Here is a 14,189-nt window from a genome sequence, read left to right as displayed (position 1 = left end):
CCTCGTACGATCAAGAGCCCTCCTGTAGGAGTCCCCAACCATGAAGACGATCGACGAACTCCTCGCCGAAGGGGTCGACGGCAAGCGGGTCTTCGTCCGTGCCGACCTCAACGTGCCGATGGCCGACGGTCTCATCACCGACGACGGCCGCATCCGCGCCGTCCTGCCCACCGTCAAGGCCCTCGCCGACGCGGGCGCCAAGGTGGTCGTCGCCTCCCACCTGGGCCGCCCCAAGGGCGCCCCGGACCTGAAGTTCTCGCTGCTCCAGGCCGCCGAGCGGCTCGCCGAACTGCTCGGCGCCCCGGTCGCGTTCGCCCAGGACACCGTCGGCCCCGCCGCCCACGACGCGGTGCGGGGCCTTGAGCCCGGCCAGGTCGCGGTCGTCGAGAACCTGCGCTTCAACGCCGGCGAAACCTCCAAGGACGACACCGAGCGCGGCGAGTTCGCCGACCAGCTCGCCGCCCTGGCCGACGTCTACGTCGGCGACGGCTTCGGCGCCGTGCACCGCAAGCACGCCTCCGTCTACGACCTCCCGGCCCGGCTGCCGCACTACGCCGGCTACCTCATCGCCACCGAGGTCGGCGTCCTGAAGAAGCTCACCGAGGACGTCCAGCGGCCCTACGTCGTCGTGCTCGGCGGCGCGAAGGTCTCCGACAAGCTCGCCGTGATCGACCAGCTGCTCGGCAAGGCCGACCGCATCCTCGTCGGCGGCGGCATGGTCTACACCTTCCTCAAGGCCAAGGGGTACGAGGTCGGCAGCTCCCTCCTCCAGGAGGACCAGCTCGCGACCGTCACCGAGTACCTGGAGCGCGCCGAGAAGACCGGCGTGGAGATCGTGCTGCCCGTCGACACCCTGGTCGCTCCCGGGTTCCCGGACCTGTCCGCCAAGGCTGACACCAACCCCAGCACGGTCGCCGCGGACGCCATGCCGGCCGGCCAGATGGGCCTGGACATCGGCCCGGAGACCAGCAAGCTGTACGCCTCTAAGCTCGCCGACGCCGCCACCGTCTTCTGGAACGGCCCCATGGGCGTCTTCGAGCACCCGGACTACGCCGCGGGCACCCGGGCGGTCGCCCAGGCCCTCGTCGAGTCCAAGGGCTTCACCGTCGTCGGCGGCGGGGACTCCGCAGCCGCCGTGCGCATCCTCGGCTTCGACGAGAACGCGTTCGGACACATCTCGACCGGTGGCGGCGCCTCCCTCGAATACCTCGAGGGCAAGACGCTCCCCGGCCTCGCCGCACTGGAGGACTGACCTACATGAGCACGCGCACGCCGATCATGGCGGGCAACTGGAAGATGAACCTCAACCACCTCGAGGCCATCGCGCACGTCCAGAAGCTCGCCTTCGCCCTGGCCGACAAGGACTACGAGGCCGTCGAGGTCGCCGTCCTGCCGCCCTTCACCGACCTGCGTTCCGTGCAGACCCTGGTCGACGGCGACAAGCTCAAGATCAAGTACGGCGCCCAGGACCTCTCGGCGCACGACTCCGGCGCCTACACCGGCGAGATCTCCGGCCCCATGCTGGCCAAGCTGAAGTGCACGTACGTGGTCATCGGCCACTCCGAGCGCCGCCAGTACCACGCCGAGACCGACGAGATCGTGAACGCCAAGGTCAAGGCCGCCTACAAGCACGGTCTGACCCCGATCCTGTGCGTCGGCGAGGAGCTGGACGTCCGCGAGGCGGGCAACCACGTCGGCCACACCCTGGCCCAGGTGGAGGGCGGTCTCAAGGACCTCCCGGCCGAGCAGGCCGAGACCGTCGTGATCGCCTACGAGCCCGTGTGGGCCATCGGCACCGGCAAGGTCTGCGGCGCCCCGGACGCCCAGGAGGTCTGCGCCGCGATCCGCGCCAAGCTCGCCGAGCTGTACAGCCAGGAGCTGGCCGACCAGGTCCGCATCCAGTACGGCGGCTCCGTCAAGGCCGGCAACGTGGCCGAGATCATGGCGCAGGCCGACATCGACGGCGCTCTGGTGGGCGGTGCCTCGCTGGACGCGGACGAATTCGTCAAGATCGTGCGCTTCCGCGACCAGTGATCGGGGTGAGCGAGTAGGCCCCGGGGACGATCCGTCGTACCCTTGCGGGGACAAGGCGGTCAGCTGCCTTGTCCCCGTGGTTCACCAGAGTCGTTCATCCGAATCCGAGAGAGTTGGTCCAGCCGTGGTTTTGGGGTTCTCGATCGCCCTGATCGTCTTCAGCCTGCTGCTGATGCTGCTGGTGCTGATGCACAAGGGCAAGGGCGGCGGCCTCTCCGACATGTTCGGTGGCGGTATGCAGTCCTCCGTCGGTGGTTCCTCGGTCGCCGAGCGGAACCTGGACCGGATCACCCTGGTGATCGGTCTGCTGTGGCTCGCGTGCATCATCGTCCTCGGCATCGTGATGAAGACGAACAGCTGATCCGCGACTCGCACACACGCACAATCTGTACGTAAGGCCCCATGTTCGGTACGCGCACCTGAGCGCGGCCTATCATGGGGCTTGCGTCTAGGTGCTGGGGCGGTAACTCCCACCACTGGACGCGCGTTGGGCCTTACGTAGACTGAGGCGCTCGCAACGAAGCGACACGCCGACTCGCTTCGCGGCACCATCACGCAGGGAGTTACGACCGTGGCAAGTGGCAACGCGATCCGAGGTAGCCGGGTCGGGGCGGGGCCGATGGGCGAGGCCGAGCGCGGCGAGTCCGCGCCGCGTCTGCGCATCTCCTTCTGGTGCTCCAACGGGCACGAGACGCAGCCCAGCTTCGCCAGCGACGCGCAGGTGCCCGAGACCTGGGACTGCCCGCGCTGCGGCTTCCCGGCCGGTCAGGACCGGGACAACCCGCCGGACCCGCCGCGCACCGAGCCGTACAAGACGCACCTCGCGTACGTACGGGAGCGGCGCAGCGACGCGGACGGCGAGGCGATCCTCGCCGAGGCGCTCGCCAAACTGCGAGGCGAGATCTAGGAGTTGGGACCGGCCGGGAGCCTGCGGGCGCCTGGCCGGAGCTGTCTCCACGGCCCGGGCCGGGTACGCGTCCGGCCCGTTGTCAGTGGTGCCCTCTACGGTTTGTGCATCGGCGAATCGTGAGGGGGCGGCGGTGACGGTGGGCGAGGGGGCACCCGCGTGGCGCGGGGGATTCGGGCAGCTGTGGACGGCCGCCGTGGTCTCCCGGTTCGGGGACGCGTTACGGTCGTCCGCGCTGCCCCTGCTGGCCGCGCGGCTGACCGCCGACCCGCTCGCCATCGCCTCCGTGACCGCCTGCGGCTATCTGCCCTGGCTGCTGTTCGGCCTGCTCGGCGGTGCCGTCGCGGACCGGGTGGACCAGCGGCGCGCGATGTGGGCCGTGGACACGGTACGAGGGCTGCTCGTCGCCGCCTTCGCACTCGCCGTGGCACTCGGTCATGCCTCGATCCCTCTACTGCTGCTGCTCGCCTTCGCGCTCACCACCCTGCAGACGCTCTTCGACAACGCCTCCACGGCCCTGCTGCCGTCCCTGGTGGACCGGCACGCCCTGGGCGGGGCCAACGCCAGGCTGATGACCGGCCAGCAGATCGCCGGCGGCCTGGTCGGCGCCCCGCTCGTGCCGCTGCTCCTGTCGGCCGGCGCGTTCATGCCCTTCGCGGCCGACGCGAGCACCTACCTGGCCGCCGCCGCCCTGGTCGCCTCCCTCCGGACCCGGCCGCCGGAGCGGGCGCCACGCCCGGCCGGCAGCACCCTGCGCACGGAGATCGGAGAGGGCCTGCGCGCCCTGTGGCAGGACCGCGCCCTGCGGGCCATCTGCGTGGCCACCCTGCTCTGCAACATCGGCATGGGCGCCCTGATCGCCACCCTCGTGCTGCACGTCACGCGCTGGCTGCACGCCGGCACCGCCGGGTACGCCGCGGCCATGACCGCCTACTCGGCCGGCAGCATCACGGGCGGCTTCCTCGCCCAGCGCATCGCCCGCCGCACCGGCCGGGTGCGGGCCCTGCTGGTCGCCGGGACGGTCCAGACGTCCTCCCTGCTGCTCATAGGGACCGTCCGGCACCTCGGCGCGCTCGTCGCCGGCATGCTGCTGCTCGGCGCGATGAACATGGTGTGGAACGTCAACCAGGTCACGCTGATGCAGCAACGCGCGCCCGAGTCGATGACCGGCCGGATCGCCGCCGCCTTCCGCACCTCCTCCACGTCCGGCGCGCCGCTCGGCGCCCTCCTCGGCGGAGCCGTCGCGGGAGCCTGCGGACTGAACGGACCGGCGCTGCTGGCCGCCGTCCTCTTCGGCCTGGCCGTCACCTCGTTGATACCGGTGCGCAAGCCGGACGTACCTGTTGTTGCGCCGCGGGACGGCGCGACGGCAGGCCGTGCCCGGAGCTGATCAACTAGGTTGGAACGGCGGCGGCACAGGCACGCAACAGGACAGGTGCAAGGAAGAAGGCTGAAGTCGGAATGAACGCAGACGGCCGTACCAGGCTCAACCAGACGCCCGAGTGGACCGCGCTCGCCAAGCACCGGGAGGAGCTCGCCGGGACCCATCTGCGGGACCTGTTCGCCGCCGACCCGGGACGCGGCACGGGTTACACCCTCCAGGTCGGCGACCTCCACATCGACTACTCGAAGCACCTGGTCAACGACGAGACGCTGCGGCTGCTGCGGGAGCTGGCCGCCGCCACCGACGTCTTCGGCCTGCGGGACGCCATGTTCCGCGGCGAGAAGATCAACGTCACCGAGAACCGTGCGGTCCTGCACACGGCCCTGCGCGCCCCGCGCGACGCGGTGGTCGAGGTCGACGGCGAGAACATGGTGCCGCAGGTGCACGCGGTCCTGGACAAGATGAGCGACTTCGCCGACCGGGTCCGCTCCGGCGCCTGGACCGGCCACACGGGCAAGCGCATCAGGAACGTGATCAACGTCGGCATCGGCGGCTCCGACCTCGGCCCCGCGATGGCCTACGAGGTGCTGCGCAGCTTCACCGACCGCGACCTCACGGTCCGCTTCGTCTCCAACGTCGACGGCGCCGACCTGCACGAGGCCACCCGCGACCTGGACGCGGCGGAGACCCTCTTCATCATCGCCTCCAAGACGTTCACCACCATCGAGACGATCACCAACGCCACCTCCGCCCGCAACTGGCTCCTCACCGAGCTGAAGGCCGGGCAGGAAGCGGTCGCCAAGCACTTCGTGGCCCTGTCCACGAACTCCGAGAAGGTGTCGGACTTCGGCATCGACACGGCCAACATGTTCGAGTTCTGGGACTGGGTCGGCGGCCGCTACAGCTACGACTCGGCGATCGGCCTCTCGCTGATGATCGCCGTCGGCCCGGACCGGTTCCGCGAGATGCTCGACGGCTTCCACCTGGTCGACGAGCACTTCCGCACCGCCCCCGCCGAGGCCAACGTGCCCCTCCTGCTGGGCCTGCTGGGCATCTGGTACGGCAACTTCCACGACGCCCAGTCGCACGCGGTGCTGCCGTACAGCCACTACCTCTCCAAGTTCACCGCCTACCTCCAGCAGCTGGACATGGAGTCCAACGGGAAGTACGTGGCGCGCGACGGCAAGGAGGCCGACTGGCAGACCGGCCCGGTGGTGTGGGGCACGCCGGGCACCAACGGGCAGCACGCGTACTACCAGTTGATCCACCAGGGCACCAAGCTGATCCCGGCCGACTTCATCGGCTTCGCCGAGCCGGTCGCCGAGCTGAGCGGCGAACTCAAGGCGCAGCACGACCTGCTGATGGCGAACTTCTTCGCCCAGACCCAGGCACTGGCCTTCGGCAAGACGGCTCAGGAGGTCCGCGCGGAGGGCGTCGCCGAGGAGCAGGTCGCACACCGCACCTTCAAGGGCAACCACCCGACCACGACCATCCTCGCGAAGGAACTCACCCCGTCGGTCCTGGGCCAGCTGGTGGCGCTGTACGAGCACAAGGTCTTCACCCAGGGCGCCGTCTGGAACATCGACTCCTTCGACCAGTGGGGCGTCGAGCTCGGCAAGGTGCTCGCCAAGCGCGTCGAACCCGCCCTGACCGAGGGCGCGGACGTGCCCGGCCTGGACGCGTCGACGACGGCACTGGTGGCCAAGTACCGGGAGCTGCGCGGGCGTTAGGCCCGGAACATGAGAGAACCCGTACGGCCGCGGTGGCCGTACGGGTTCCTCCGTCAGTGCTCTGCCGGTTTCGTCACGCCGAAGCCGGTGGATACAGCGACCGCGGCAGCTGGGAGGCCGCCGTCGAGTCCAGGAGCCACAGGGTGCGCTGGCGGCCCCGGGCGCCCGCGGCCGGGGCCTGGATCTCGCCCGCGCCGGAGAGGGCGATGGCGACGGCCTCGGCCTTGTCCTCGCCCGCCGCCAGCAGCCAGACCTCGCGGGCCGAGCGGATGGCGGGGAGGGTGAGGGAGACACGGGTCGGCGGTGGCTTGGGGGCGCCGTGGACGCCGACCACCGTGCGTTCCGTCTCGCGGACCGCGGGCAGCTCCGGGAAGAGCGAGGCCACGTGGGTGTCCGGGCCGACGCCCAGCATCAGGACGTCGAAGGTCGGCACCGGACCGTGGTTCTCGGGGTCGGCCGCGGCGGCCAGCTCTGCCGCGTAGGCCTCGGCGGCCGCGTCCACGTCCGTGCCCCAGGGGCCGTCCGACGCGGGCATGGCGTGCACGCGCTTCGGGTCCACCGGGACCTGGCCGAGCAGGGCGTCACGAGCCTGGGTGACGTTGCGCTCCGGGTCGCCCTCGGGCAGGAAGCGCTCGTCGCCCCACCAGAGGTCGAGCCGGCCCCAGTCGACGGCGTCCCGGGCCGGGGCCGCGGCCAGGGCCGCCAGCAGGCCGTTGCCGTTGCGGCCGCCCGTGAGGACCACGGACGCCTCGCCCCGGGAGGCCTGGGCGTCCACGATCTTCGTGATCAGACGGGCCGCGGCGGCCTGCGCCATCAGCTCCTTGTCGCGGTGCACGACCAGCTGGGGAGTGCTCATGTCGCCTTCGCCCTCTTCTTCAGCGGCGGCCTTTCCTGCGGTGCCGCTTCTGTCGTGGGAGCCTCGGCAGCGGCTTCGGGGGCTGCTGCCGCGTGGGTGACCGGTTCTCCTTTGGGGGAGACCTCCGGAGCCGACGCCTCCAGTACCGGCTCCGGCACCGGTTCCGTGGCCGGGGAGGCCGACGCGTTCAGACGCTCCACGCCGAACCGCAGCGCCGACGCGTAGGTGTCGTCCGGGTCGAGCCGGCGCAGTTCCTCCGCGATCAGCTCGGCCGTGTCGCGCCGCTTCAGCGCCACCGCGCGGTCCGGCTGACCGTCGATGGAGAGCGTCGCGAGGGAGCCGTCGGCGCGGTCGAGCGCGATCGCGCCCTCGCTGGTGGCGAGGCGGACCGCGGTCAGGCCGGGGCCGGCCGAGAGGGAGCGCTTGACGGGGACGTCCAGCCGGTCCGCGAGCCACATGGCCAGCAGCTCGCAGCTCGGGTTGAACTCCTCGCCCTCCACCTCGACCGCCTTGACCTCGCAGACCACCTGGTCCAGGGCCGCCGCCAGCATGGAGCGCCACGGCGTGATCCGGGTCCAGGACAGGTCCGTGTCGCCGGGGGTGTAGGCGTCCGCGCGCGCGGACAGCTCCCGTACCGGCTGCTCGGAGGAGTAGGTGTCGGTGACCCGGCGCTGGGCGAGGGCGCCCAGCGGGTCCTTCGCCGGGTCGAGCGGGGCGTTCACCGGCCACCAGACCACGACCGGGGCGTCCGGCAGCAGCAGTGGCAGCACGACCGAGTCGGCGTGGTCGGCGACCTCGCCGTGCAGCCGCAGGATCACCGTCTCGCCGGAGCCCGCGTCCGCGCCCACCCGGACCTCGGCGTCCAGGCGGGACGCCGTACGGTCGCGGGGGGAGCGGGAGACGCGCTTGATGACGACCAGGGTGCGCGAGGGGTGCTCGTGCGAGGCGTCGCCCGCGGCCTTCAGGGCGTCGTACGCGTTCTCCTCGTCGGTGACGATGACGAGGGTGAGCACCATGCCCACGGCGGGCGTGCCGATGGCCCGGCGGCCCTGCACCAGCGCCTTGTTGACCTTGCCGGCCGTGGTGTCCGTGAGGTCTATCTTCATGGGCGGCGCCAGCTCCGTCCGTCTCGTGCCAGCATCTCGTCGGCCTCGGCGGGGCCCCAGGTGCCGGACTTGTACTGGGCGGGCCTGCCGTGCGTGTCCCAGTGCTCCTCGATCGGGTCGAGGATCTTCCAGGACAGCTCGACCTCCTCCGTGCGCGGGAAGAGGTTGGAGTCGCCCAGCAGGACGTCCAGGATCAGCCGCTCGTACGCCTCGGGCGAGGACTCGGTGAACGACTCGCCGTAGGCGAAGTCCATCGAGACGTCCCGGATCTCCATCGAGGTGCCGGGCACCTTGGAGCCGAAGCGGACCGTGATGCCCTCGTCGGGCTGGACGCGGATGACGATCGCGTTCTGGCCCAGTTCCTCCGTCGCCGTGTGGTCGAAGGGGGAGTGCGGGGCCCGCTGGAAGACCACCGCGATCTCGGTGACGCGGCGGCCCAGTCGCTTGCCGGTGCGCAGGTAGAAGGGGACGCCCGCCCAGCGGCGGTTGTCGATCTCCAGCTTCACCGCGGCGTAGGTGTCGGTCTTCGACCTGGAGTCGATGCCGTCCTCTTCGAGGTAGCCGATGACCTTCTCGCCGCCCTGCCAGCCGGCCGCGTACTGGCCGCGCACGGTCGACCTGCCGAGGTCCTTCGGCAGCCGTACCGCGCCGAGCACCTTCTCCTTCTCGGCGGCCAGTGCGTCCGCGTCGAAGGAGGCCGGCTCCTCCATGGCGGTGAGGGCCATGAGCTGGAGCAGGTGGTTCTGGATGACGTCACGGGCCGAGCCGATGCCGTCGTAGTAGCCGGCCCGGCCGCCGATGCCGATGTCCTCGGCCATGGTGATCTGCACGTGGTCCACGAAGGACCGGTTCCAGATCGGCTCGTACATGGTGTTGGCGAAGCGCAGCGCCAGGATGTTCTGGACGGTCTCCTTGCCGAGGTAGTGGTCGATCCGGAACACCTGGTCCGGTTCGAACACCTCGTGCACGACCTTGTTGAGCTCCTCGGCCGACTTCAGGTCGTGGCCGAAGGGCTTCTCGATGACAGCGCGCCGCCAGGAGCCGCCGGACTGGTCGGCCAGGCCGTGCTTCTTCAGCTGCTGGATGACCACCGGGAAGGAGCGCGGCGGGACGGACAGGTAGAAGGCGAAGTTGCCGCCCGTGCCCTGCGCCTTGTCCAGCTCCTCGATGGTGGAGCGCAGCCGCTCGAACGCGTCGTCGTCGTCGAAGGTGCCCTGGACGAAGCGCATCCCCTGGATGAGCTGCTGCCAGACCTCCTCGCGGAACGGGGTGCGCGCGTGGTCCTTGACGGCGTCGTGGACCTCGGCGGCGAAGTCCTCGTTGGCCCACTCGCGGCGGGCGAAGCCGACCAGGGAGAAGCCCGGTGGCAGCAGACCCCGGTTGGCGAGGTCGTAGACGGCGGGCATGAGCTTCTTACGGGAGAGGTCGCCCGTGACGCCGAAGATGACCAGGCCCGACGGCCCCGCGATACGCGGGAGCCGTCGGTCTGCGGGGTCACGCAGCGGATTGCTGCTTGACAAGGTTCTCAGCCCTCCGAGGGGGCCAGGCGCTCCAGCTCCGCCTGGGTCGACTTGAGCAGGTCGTTCCAGGACGCCTCGAACTTCTCGACGCCCTCGTCCTCCAGAACCTGGACCACGTCGTCGTACGAGATCCCGAGCGCCTCGACGGCGTCGAGGTCGGCGCGGGCCTGCTCGTACGTGCCGGTGATCGTGTCGCCGGTGATGCCGCCGTGGTCCTCGACCGCGAGGAGGGTGGCCTCCGGCATGGTGTTGACCGTGTTCGGCGCGACCAGGTCGTCGACGTACAGGGTGTCCTTGTACGCCGGGTCCTTCACGCCGGTGGAGGCCCACAGCGGACGCTGCTTGCGGGCGCCCGCGTTCTCCAGCACCTGCCAGCGGTCGGAGGAGAAGACCTCCTCGTACGCCTGGTAGGCGAGCCGGGCGTTGGCGACGGCGGACTTGCCGCGCAGCGCCTTGGCCTCGTCGGTGCCCAGGTCGTTCAGGCGCTTGTCGATCTCGGTGTCCACCCGGGACACGAAGAACGACGCCACCGAACGGATGAGCGACAGGTCCAGGCCGCGCTCCTTGGCCTTCTCCAGACCGGAGAGGTAGGCGTCCATGACCGCGCGGTAGCGCTCCAGCGAGAAGATCAGCGTGACGTTGACGCTGATGCCGAGGCCGATGACCTCGGTGATCGCCGGCAGGCCCGCCTGGGTGGCCGGGATCTTGATGAGCGTGTTGGGGCGGTCGACCAGCCAGGCCAGCTGCTTGGCCTCGGCGATGGTCGCCGTCGTGTTGTGCGCGAGACGGGGGTCGACCTCGATCGACACGCGGCCGTCCTGGCCGTCGGTCGCGTCGAACACCGGGCGCAGGATGTCGGCGGCGTCGCGGACGTCCGCCGTGGTGATCATGCGGATGGCCTCTTCGACGGTCACCTTGCGGGCGGCGAGGTCCGCGACCTGCTGCTGGTAGCCGTCGCCCGAAGAGATCGCCTTCTGGAAGATCGTCGGGTTGGTGGTGACGCCCACGACGTGCTGCTGGTCGATCAGCTCGGCAAGGTTGCCGGACGTGATCCGCTTGCGCGACAGGTCGTCCAGCCAGATCGCGACGCCTTCGTCGGAGAGGCGCTTGAGTGCGTCTGTCATGGAATTACATCTCCTACGTGTCGTATATGAGCGTCAGCGCTGGGCGGCGGCGATGGATTCCCGGGCCTTGGCGGCCACGTTCTCGGCAGTGAAGCCGAACTCGCGGAAGAGCACCTTGCCGTCGGCGGAAGCACCGAAGTGCTCCAGGGAAACGATGCGGCCGGCGTCCCCGACGTACTTGTGCCAGGTGAGGCCGATACCCGCCTCGACCGACACCCGCGCCTTCACGGACGGCGGCAGGACGCTGTCCCGGTACCCCTGGTCCTGCTCCTCGAACCACTCCACGCAGGGCATGGAGACGACCCGGGTGGGCACGCCGTCGGCCTCCAGCTGCTCGCGCGCCTCGACGGCGACGTGCACCTCGGAGCCGGTGGCCATCAGGATGACCTCGGGGGCGCCGTTCGACGCCTCGAAGAGGACGTAACCGCCCTTGACGGTGTCCTCGTTGGACTCGTACACCGGCACGCCCTGGCGGGTCAGCGCCAGGCCGTGCGGGGCGCCCTTGCCGAAGACCTTCGTGTAGCGCCGGAGGATCTCGCGCCAGGCGATGGCGGTCTCGTTGGCATCGGCCGGGCGGACCACGTTCAGGCCCGGGATGGCGCGCAGCGAGGCGAGGTGCTCGACCGGCTGGTGGGTCGGGCCGTCCTCGCCCAGACCGATGGAGTCGTGGGTCCACACGTACGTCACCGGCAGGTGCATCAGCGCCGACAGCCGCACGGAGTTGCGCATGTAGTCGGAGAAGACGAGGAACGTACCGCCGTAGACACGGGTGTTGCCGTGCAGGGTGATGCCGTTCATCTCCGCGGCCATGGAGTGCTCGCGGATACCGAAGTGGATGGTGCGGCCGTAGGGGTTCGCGCCCGGCAGCGGGTTGTCCGCCGGCAGGAACGAGCTGTCCTTGTCGATGGTGGTGTTGTTCGACCCGGCGAGGTCGGCGGAACCGCCCCACAGCTCGGGGATGACCGCGCCGAGCGCCTGGAGCACCTTGCCGGAGGCCGCGCGGGTCGCGACGCCCTTGCCGGGCTCGAAGACCGGGATCTTCTCCTCCCAGCCCTTGGGCAGCTCGCCCGCGGCGATGCGGTCGAAGTCGGCAGCCCGCTCGGCGTTGTTGTCCCGCCACTGCTGGAACGACTTCTCCCACTCGGCCTTCGCGGCCGCGCCGCGCTCGCCGGCCTGCCGGGTGTGCGCGATGACCTCCTCGGCGACGGCGAAGTGCTGCTCCGGGTCGAAGCCGAGGACGCGCTTGGTGGCCGCGACCTCGTCCTCGCCGAGCGCCGAGCCGTGGGCGGCCTCGGTGTTCTGCGCGTGCGGGGCGGGCCAGGCGATGATCGAGCGCATCGCGATGAAGGACGGCTTGTCCGTCACCTTCTTCGCGGCCTCGATCGCGTTGTAGATGGCGTGCGGGTCCAGGTCGCCGTCCGGCTTCGGGGCGACCCGCTGCACGTGCCAGCCGTACGCCTCGAACCGCTTGACGGTGTCCTCGGAGACGGCCGTCTCGGTGTCGCCCTCGATCGAGATGTGGTTGTCGTCCCACAGCAGGACCAGGTTGCCGAGCTTCTGGTGGCCGGCCATCGAGGACGCCTCGGCGGAGATGCCCTCCTGGAGGCAGCCGTCACCGGCGATGCAGTAGATGAAGTGGTCGAACGGCGACTCGCCCTGCGGCGCGTCCGGGTCGAACAGACCGCGCTCGTAGCGGGAGGCCATGGCCATGCCCACCGCGTTGGCGACGCCCTGGCCGAGCGGGCCGGTGGTGGTCTCCACGCCCTTGGTGTGGCCGTACTCCGGGTGGCCCGGGGTCTTGGAGCCCCAGGTCCTGAAGGACTCCAGGTCTTCCAGCTCCAGACCGAAGCCGGCCAGGTAGAGCTGCGTGTAGAGGGTCAGCGACGAGTGACCGGCGGACAGCACGAAGCGGTCGCGGCCCACCCAGTCGGGGTCGGACGGGTCGTGCCGCATCACCTTCTGGAAGAGGGTGTACGCGGCCGGCGCCAGGCTCATCGCCGTACCCGGATGGCCGTTGCCGACCTTCTGTACGGCATCGGCGGCCAGGACGCGGGCGGTGTCTACGGCCCGCTGGTCCAACTCGGTCCAGTCGAGGTCTGTGGTGGTCGGCTTGGTGCTCACCCTGGGTCAGGGCTCCTCTCCACATGTTCGGTTACCGGTCCCCGGGCACGCGCCCGCACCGGCTGCCGGTGCACTGGGTGCCCACCGGCCGTTGTCGAGCCTACCCCCGTAAGGACGTGCATTTTTTCGAGTGATTCCAGACTGCCGGGACTCTCGGGGATCCGCCTCCCGACTGGCCGAGAAGGCATTCGGCACATGAATACGGAACCGCTCATCTGACTGCTCAATCGAGCCACTCCGCCCCTCTCCCGAGACGCCTCCCAACACGACCCCACCCCCGCGAAGGTCGGGGTATGGGCAACGTCTAAAGTGGCGTGGTACGCGCGAGCCTTTACCGTGAGTTCACACGGCGGGGCTCGCTGGGAGTCTCTGTCAGGGGTGTGCGTGACGGCCGTCGAATCCCGTCCAGCGGGGGTGCTCGGTGCGAGCGAGAGCCCGAGCCACCGGCCGTTCGGGGCCCGTGTCAAAGCTTTCGTGGCGCTGACCAAGCCGCGGATCATCGAGCTGCTGCTCATCACCACCGTTCCGGTGATGTTCCTTGCGCAGCAGGGCGTGCCCGATCTGACGCTGGTGCTGCTCACCTGCGTCGGCGGCTACCTGTCCGCGGGGGGCGCCAACGCGCTGAACATGTACATCGACCGGGACATCGACGCGCTGATGGACCGGACCGCGCAGCGTCCGCTGGTGACCGGCATGGTCAGCCCGCGCGAATGCCTGGCCTTCGGCATCACCCTGGCGGTCGGCTCCACCCTGCTGTTCGGTCTCACCGTCAACTGGCTGAGCGCCTGGCTGTCACTCGGTGCGCTGCTCTTCTACGTCGTCGTCTACACGATGATCCTCAAGCGCCGTACCGCGCAGAACATCGTGTGGGGCGGCATCGCCGGCTGCATGCCGGTGCTGATCGGCTGGTCGGCCGTCACCGACTCGCTCTCCTGGGCGCCGCTCATCCTCTTCCTGGTCATCTTCTTCTGGACGCCGCCGCACTACTGGCCGCTCTCCATGAAGGTGAAGGACGACTACGCGCGCGTGGGCGTGCCGATGCTGCCGGTCGTCGCCTCCAACAAGGTGGTCGCCAAGCAGATCGTCATCTACAGCTGGGTGATGGTCGGCGTCTCGCTGCTCCTCACCCCCCTCGGCTACACCGGCTGGTTCTACACCCTGGTCGCGCTGGCGGCGGGCGGCTGGTGGCTGTGGGAGGCGCACGCGCTGCAGAACCGCGCGAAGGCCGAGGTGACGGGCGGGAAGCTCAAGGAGATGCGGCTGTTCCACTGGTCGATCACCTATGTGTCGCTGCTGTTCGTGGCCGTCGCCGTGGACCCCTTCCTGAGGTAGGGCCTGAGGCTGGGCCTGAGGCAGGCCCTGAGGTGGGGGTCACTCACCCCGGCCGTCGCCATCCGATCTACTCGT

The 14,189-nt window shown here is 70.1% G+C and carries 12 protein-coding genes; 7 read left to right on the top strand and 5 right to left on the bottom strand.

Features of this window, described 5'->3' with window-relative positions:
* Window positions 1-40: 40 nt before the first annotated feature.
* The 6 genes from ACIQVL_RS00935 to pgi all read left to right on the top strand — a co-directional run bounded on the left by ACIQVL_RS00935 (window position 41) and on the right by pgi (window position 6,055).
* On the top strand, window positions 41-1,252 hold the full coding sequence (locus ACIQVL_RS00935; RefSeq protein WP_403435183.1) for a phosphoglycerate kinase: 1,212 nt from the start codon (window positions 41-43) through the stop codon (window positions 1,250-1,252).
* 5 nt (window positions 1,253-1,257) lie between these two features.
* Window positions 1,258-2,034 carry a triose-phosphate isomerase gene (tpiA, locus tag ACIQVL_RS00930; RefSeq protein WP_403435185.1) on the top strand — a complete coding sequence of 259 codons (777 nt, stop codon included), beginning with the start codon at window positions 1,258-1,260 and terminating at the stop codon, window positions 2,032-2,034.
* 124 nt (window positions 2,035-2,158) lie between these two features.
* Window positions 2,159-2,395 (top strand): preprotein translocase subunit SecG, encoded by a 237-nt coding sequence (gene secG, locus ACIQVL_RS00925; RefSeq protein ID WP_393808218.1) that lies wholly within the window; start codon window positions 2,159-2,161, stop codon window positions 2,393-2,395.
* Between the two features lie 210 nt (window positions 2,396-2,605).
* Entirely contained in the window at window positions 2,606-2,941 is a 336-nt protein-coding gene (locus ACIQVL_RS00920; RefSeq protein WP_003976875.1) for an RNA polymerase-binding protein RbpA, read from the top strand.
* Window positions 2,942-3,080: 139 nt separating this feature from the next.
* Window positions 3,081-4,331 carry an MFS transporter gene (locus tag ACIQVL_RS00915; RefSeq protein WP_403474778.1) on the top strand — a complete coding sequence of 417 codons (1,251 nt, stop codon included), beginning with the start codon at window positions 3,081-3,083 and terminating at the stop codon, window positions 4,329-4,331.
* A 71-nt stretch (window positions 4,332-4,402) separates the two neighbouring features.
* The gene (gene pgi, locus ACIQVL_RS00910; RefSeq protein ID WP_403473923.1) at window positions 4,403-6,055 is read left to right on the top strand and encodes a glucose-6-phosphate isomerase; all 1,653 of its coding nucleotides are present in this window, start codon (window positions 4,403-4,405) and stop codon (window positions 6,053-6,055) included.
* A gap of 73 nt (window positions 6,056-6,128) precedes the next feature.
* On the opposite strand, the gene pgl is transcribed toward pgi, so the two are convergent.
* The 5 genes from pgl to tkt are packed head-to-tail and all read right to left on the bottom strand — an operon-like array spanning window position 6,129 to window position 12,782.
* Window positions 6,129-6,911, bottom strand: a complete 783-nt coding sequence (gene pgl / locus ACIQVL_RS00905; RefSeq protein WP_403435189.1) for a 6-phosphogluconolactonase — start codon at window positions 6,909-6,911, stop codon at window positions 6,129-6,131.
* Window positions 6,908-8,017, bottom strand: coding sequence for a glucose-6-phosphate dehydrogenase assembly protein OpcA (gene opcA, locus ACIQVL_RS00900; RefSeq protein WP_403473922.1), 1,110 nt, complete (start codon window positions 8,015-8,017; stop codon window positions 6,908-6,910). The genes pgl and opcA overlap by 4 nt, the downstream gene beginning before the upstream one ends.
* Window positions 8,014-9,537 (bottom strand): glucose-6-phosphate dehydrogenase, encoded by a 1,524-nt coding sequence (gene zwf, locus ACIQVL_RS00895; RefSeq protein WP_403473921.1) that lies wholly within the window; start codon window positions 9,535-9,537, stop codon window positions 8,014-8,016. Before zwf ends, opcA begins: the two co-directional genes overlap by 4 nt.
* 5 nt (window positions 9,538-9,542) lie before the next feature.
* Window positions 9,543-10,661 (bottom strand): transaldolase, encoded by a 1,119-nt coding sequence (gene tal, locus ACIQVL_RS00890; protein WP_403435195.1) that lies wholly within the window; start codon window positions 10,659-10,661, stop codon window positions 9,543-9,545.
* 33 nt (window positions 10,662-10,694) lie between these two features.
* Window positions 10,695-12,782: a transketolase gene (tkt, locus tag ACIQVL_RS00885; RefSeq protein WP_403435197.1), complete on the bottom strand. Its 2,088-nt coding sequence runs from the start codon at window positions 12,780-12,782 to the stop codon at window positions 10,695-10,697.
* A 378-nt stretch (window positions 12,783-13,160) separates the two neighbouring features.
* On the opposite strand from tkt, the gene ACIQVL_RS00880 reads away from it, so the two are divergent.
* Window positions 13,161-14,114, top strand: coding sequence for a heme o synthase (locus ACIQVL_RS00880; RefSeq protein WP_403435199.1), 954 nt, complete (start codon window positions 13,161-13,163; stop codon window positions 14,112-14,114).
* The last annotated feature ends 75 nt before the right edge of the window (window positions 14,115-14,189 follow it).

The sequence above is a fragment of the Streptomyces sp. NPDC090499 genome, from assembly GCF_044769305.1.
Classification (GTDB): Bacteria; Actinomycetota; Actinomycetes; order Streptomycetales; family Streptomycetaceae; genus Streptomyces.
This window is presented reverse-complemented; position numbering and strand designations above follow the sequence as displayed.